Genomic DNA, 3535 nt, shown 5'->3' with positions numbered 1-3535 from the left:
GGAGTATGGCGGGAAGTGCTGCGACCAGGCGCTGCTCGCCCCCTGGGCGCCCTGCAGCTGCTGCAAGGGGTCGGGCAAGGTCAAGGTCAACGGCGAGAAGGTGAAGTGCGCGCACTGCGCCGGCCACGGCTACGAGCCGCCGGTCTAGGGGGCAACGTGAAGTCGTTCAGCTTCGTGGACCCTTTTGACGAGCAGGCCCTGCACCTGTTCGAGGACCTCCTGGGGGTGCGCTGCCACTGCGCCCAGGCCGGCGACTCGCGGTACTGCCCCGTCCACAACGGCACGGCGCTCGCGCGGGCGCTGGGGGACTTGGAGCTCAAGAGCGAGGCCCAGGTCAAGGAGGCCATCGAGAGCGCGCGGGAGAAGTGGAACGAGCAGGCCGGCAAGGAGGTCGAGGGGATGGTGAACCTGCTCAACGAGGTCATCGACGCGACGAAGGTCGTGGACCCGGACGCGAAGGACGAGGAGCCGAAGGACGAGAAGTGGTGGGCCAACTGGCGCGAGCGCGCCGAGAACGCGGTGAAGGAGGCACAGAAAGCATGATGATGCTCTCGGTGGACCCCGGCATCCGGGGGTGCGGTGTGGCGGTCTGGGAGGCGGGCGTGCTCAAGAGGTGCGCCTACGTCAAGAACCGCGTCGTGGAGAATACGCCGTTCACCTTGGCGGCGCGGGCGATGGCCGCGCAGGTGTACCTCTACTTGGGGGAGACGGCGCTCGTCAGCATCCTGGCGCTGGAGTGGCCCCAGGTCTACCGAGTAGGGAAGCAGAAGGGGGACAACAACGACCTCCTCCCGCTGGCCGGAGTGCAGGCAGCCATCGCGACGACTTACCCTGTCGCGGTGGTCTACGAGTTCCTGCCCTCGCAGTGGAAGGGGCAGGTGCCCAAGGACCTGAAGAACCCGCTGGGCCCGGACGACATCATGGGCAAGCGCATCGTCGCCAAGCTCACGTCGGCCGAGCGGGAGGTCTTTGACAAGTGCGGCGCGCCGAGAAGCCTGCTCCACAACGTCATCGACTCCTGCGGAATCGGCCTGAAAGCTCTCGAGCGCCTCTAGGTTGCCGATTGTATACAACCTGTAGTAGATAACAGGTTCAAGGAGGCCGTCATGGGCTACAAGAAATCACCGGAGCAGAAGAAGCGGGCCGTGCGGGCCAAGTTCCTGCTCGCCAAGATGCACAAGGCCGGCATCAAGGACGTGGAGGTGGCCGCGGAGCTTGGCTGCTCCGCGCTCTCGGTCTACCTCTGGCGCGCGAAGGGCCGCTCGCCGGACGAGAATTTCCTCGCCAAGCTGGAGAAGATGGCCGCGCAGAAGAAGTAGTGCCCATCGAGAGTGGGCAAAAAGGAAGGGGCCCCGGTTCGCACCGGGGCCCCTTCACGTTCCAGCTGCAGCGTCGGCCGACTAGCGGACGCTGGAGTGGATGACCGCCGCGTAGGCGTCGAAGGCGAGGGTCACCATCGAGGCGACGGACGGGAGCGCCCAGCCCAGGGTGGCCTGGCTGACGTTGCCCGGCAGGGCCAGGAGGGCCGGCGTGCCGTTGACGATGGCCGCGGCCGAGCGCAGCACGGGCAGCACGACTTCGGCGGTCGTGCCGAGCGAGTGCTGGTAGCCGGCGTAGCCGAGGAGCGCGGCGCCGCCGGTCACGGGGGCGACGGAGATGGGGCCGAGGTTCTGCCAGAAGGTGCCGAAGAGAGCCATGTTGGTTTTCCTTTCCCTTGCAAGAGGGGTCCTGCGTTCGCGCGCAAGGTAGCGCGAGCGAAAATCCGAGCAAGAGCAAAGGGTACGTCTTGACAGATTGACGGCTAATCGATAGAACGTCGCGGCATGACGACGCCGCCGAGGAAGCTGGTGAAGACCACGCTCTACTTTCCGGTGAACGTCCACCGCGAGCTGAAGATCGAGGCCGCGCAGCGAAACATGACGCTCACCGAGGTCCTCATCGAGGCCCTGGAGCGCCGCGCCTTCTTCATCAAGAACACCCCCGAGGAGCCGAAGCCTTGATCCCCCCGACCAACGTCGCGACCCGGCACCTCGAGATCACGACCCTCACCGGGTCCGACTTCCTAGCCGACCTCCTCCTGCCGTCCAGCTGGGCGGCGCGCATCTTCGCCAAGAAACTCATCCAGGCCCACGGCGCACCGACGAAGAAGGGCGACCTGTCCTTCAGCGTCTCGGGCCGGACCTGGGACATCCTCGACGCGCAGGGCCACGTCAGCCGCAGGTAGAACCTCAACCCCAAGGAGCCTCACTTGAAGCGTCTCTCGTCTGAGAAGCCGTACCTGTCGTTCGCCATGATCGTCCGGAACTGCGAGACGACCCTCCCCGGCTCCCTGGAGGCGTGCCTCAAGAGCGTCCGCAAGGTCGCGCCCGACGCCGAAATTGTCATCGTTGACACGATGTCCTCGGACAACACCCCGGAGATCGCGCGGCGGTACGCCGACGTGTACGCGGAGTACAAGGGGCCGAAGGGGGACTGGACGAAGGAGACGCAGTTCGACAAGCCCGGCAACCCGCTCTGGGACGCTGCCGCCGCGCGCAACGAGTCCTTCCGCCTCGCGTCCGGCCGCTGGCTGGCGTGGATCGACAGCGACGACGTGCTGCTCTGGGAGGAGGACGCGCGGGACCTCCTCAAGCTCAATGGCCGCTGGCGTCCCGAGGTGGGCAGCGAGAAGTGCGAGTTGGACCGCTCCCTCATCGACACGCTGCGCTGGGTCGAGGAGAAGCGCCCGAAGACCCGCGTCATCCACGCCCCCTACCTCTACCGCTCCGACGAGCACGGCGCGGCGATGGAGTGGCAGGACCGCGAGCGCATCATGCGCGACGACGCGCACTACGTCTGGCGCTCGACCGGCCACGAGGTCTGCGTCCCGGAGTCGTCCGCGTACTTCACCCGCCCCGACTACCTCGCGCACCTGCTCTACCGCCACATGAAGCTCTTCAAGCCCGAGGACTACACGTTCTCGACCGAGCGGCACTTCAACACGCTCATCGTCGGCTACGAGGACGGCACCGACCGCTCGCCGCGGACGTGCGGCTATCTCGCCAACTTCGCACACTTCCTGTGCCCGGACCGCGTCGAGGAGTTCCTCGAGACGGCGCTCCAGAACAGCGCCCTGCCGCTCGACCGCTACCGCAGCCACGTCGACCTGGGCAACGAGCGCGCCCACCAGGGCCGCACGCCGGAGGCCTACGAGCACTTCATACTCGCGCAGGCCCTGCGCCCCGACCTCCCCGACGCCTGGTTCGTGGGGGCGACCACGGCTGCCGCCGTCGAGGACTGGGCCCGCGCCAGCGAGTGGTTCGAGAAGGCCGCGCGGGCGAGGCTGGGCCAGCCCGAGGCCAACCCCTCGATGACGCCGCGCACGCAGCGCCTCAATGGCCTCTCGCAGGCCGCGCTCACGCGCTGGCGCTGGGGCAAGGTCATGGAGCGGACCGGCTCGCTGCACGCCGCGCTGGAGGAGTACAAGAAGGTCGAGGCGCTGCTGGAGGAGCTGCTCGCGGACCCGACGCTGCAGCACGACAAGGCCGAGGCCATC

7 protein-coding genes are annotated in these 3535 nt (G+C 67.4%); 6 read left to right on the top strand and 1 reads right to left on the bottom strand.

Annotation, left to right across the window (positions count from 1 at the left end; all coding sequences use genetic code 11):
- The first annotated feature begins 156 nt into the window (after positions 1–156).
- From WC969_15595 to WC969_15585, 3 genes are read left to right on the top strand one after another with little or no spacing between them, the layout of a single operon-like run.
- Positions 157–543 (top strand): hypothetical protein, encoded by a 387-nt coding sequence (locus tag WC969_15595; protein ID MFA6031273.1) that lies wholly within the window; start codon positions 157–159, stop codon positions 541–543.
- Entirely contained in the window at positions 540–1055 is a 516-nt protein-coding gene (locus WC969_15590) for a hypothetical protein (GenBank protein ID MFA6031272.1), read from the top strand. Before WC969_15595 ends, WC969_15590 begins: the two co-directional genes overlap by 4 nt.
- Before the next feature lie 51 nt (positions 1056–1106).
- Positions 1107–1319 carry a hypothetical protein gene (locus WC969_15585; protein MFA6031271.1) on the top strand — a complete coding sequence of 71 codons (213 nt, stop codon included), beginning with the start codon at positions 1107–1109 and terminating at the stop codon, positions 1317–1319.
- Positions 1320–1400: 81 nt separating this feature from the next.
- Here WC969_15585 and WC969_15580 read toward each other — a convergent pair whose 3' ends face one another.
- Positions 1401–1697 (bottom strand): hypothetical protein, encoded by a 297-nt coding sequence (locus WC969_15580; GenBank protein MFA6031270.1) that lies wholly within the window; start codon positions 1695–1697, stop codon positions 1401–1403.
- 126 nt (positions 1698–1823) lie between these two features.
- Between WC969_15580 and WC969_15575 the strand changes: the two genes are divergently transcribed.
- The 3 genes from WC969_15575 to WC969_15565 all read left to right on the top strand — a co-directional run.
- Positions 1824–2000, top strand: coding sequence for a hypothetical protein (locus tag WC969_15575; GenBank protein ID MFA6031269.1), 177 nt, complete (start codon positions 1824–1826; stop codon positions 1998–2000).
- On the top strand, positions 1997–2224 hold the full coding sequence (locus WC969_15570; protein MFA6031268.1) for a hypothetical protein: 228 nt from the start codon (positions 1997–1999) through the stop codon (positions 2222–2224). The genes WC969_15575 and WC969_15570 overlap by 4 nt, the downstream gene beginning before the upstream one ends.
- A 24-nt stretch (positions 2225–2248) precedes the next feature.
- Positions 2249–3535: glycosyltransferase family 2 protein (locus tag WC969_15565; protein MFA6031267.1), on the top strand; the 1287-nt coding region annotated here is incomplete at its 3' end.

Source organism: Elusimicrobiota bacterium (assembly GCA_041660925.1).
Classification (GTDB): domain Bacteria; phylum Elusimicrobiota; class Elusimicrobia; order UBA1565; family UBA1565; genus JBAZUV01.
Note: the sequence above shows the minus strand (reverse complement) of the source record. Positions and strands in the feature narration are given on the sequence as shown.

Coding starts and splice junctions, on each gene's coding strand:
- WC969_15590 (MFA6031272.1), top strand. CDS start 540: ATGATGATGCTCTCGGTGGACCCCGGCATCCGGGGGTGCGGTGTGGCG.
- WC969_15585 (MFA6031271.1), top strand. CDS start 1,107: ATGGGCTACAAGAAATCACCGGAGCAGAAGAAGCGGGCCGTGCGGGCC.
- WC969_15580 (MFA6031270.1), bottom strand. CDS start 1,697: ATGGCTCTCTTCGGCACCTTCTGGCAGAACCTCGGCCCCATCTCCGTC.
- WC969_15575 (MFA6031269.1), top strand. CDS start 1,824: ATGACGACGCCGCCGAGGAAGCTGGTGAAGACCACGCTCTACTTTCCG.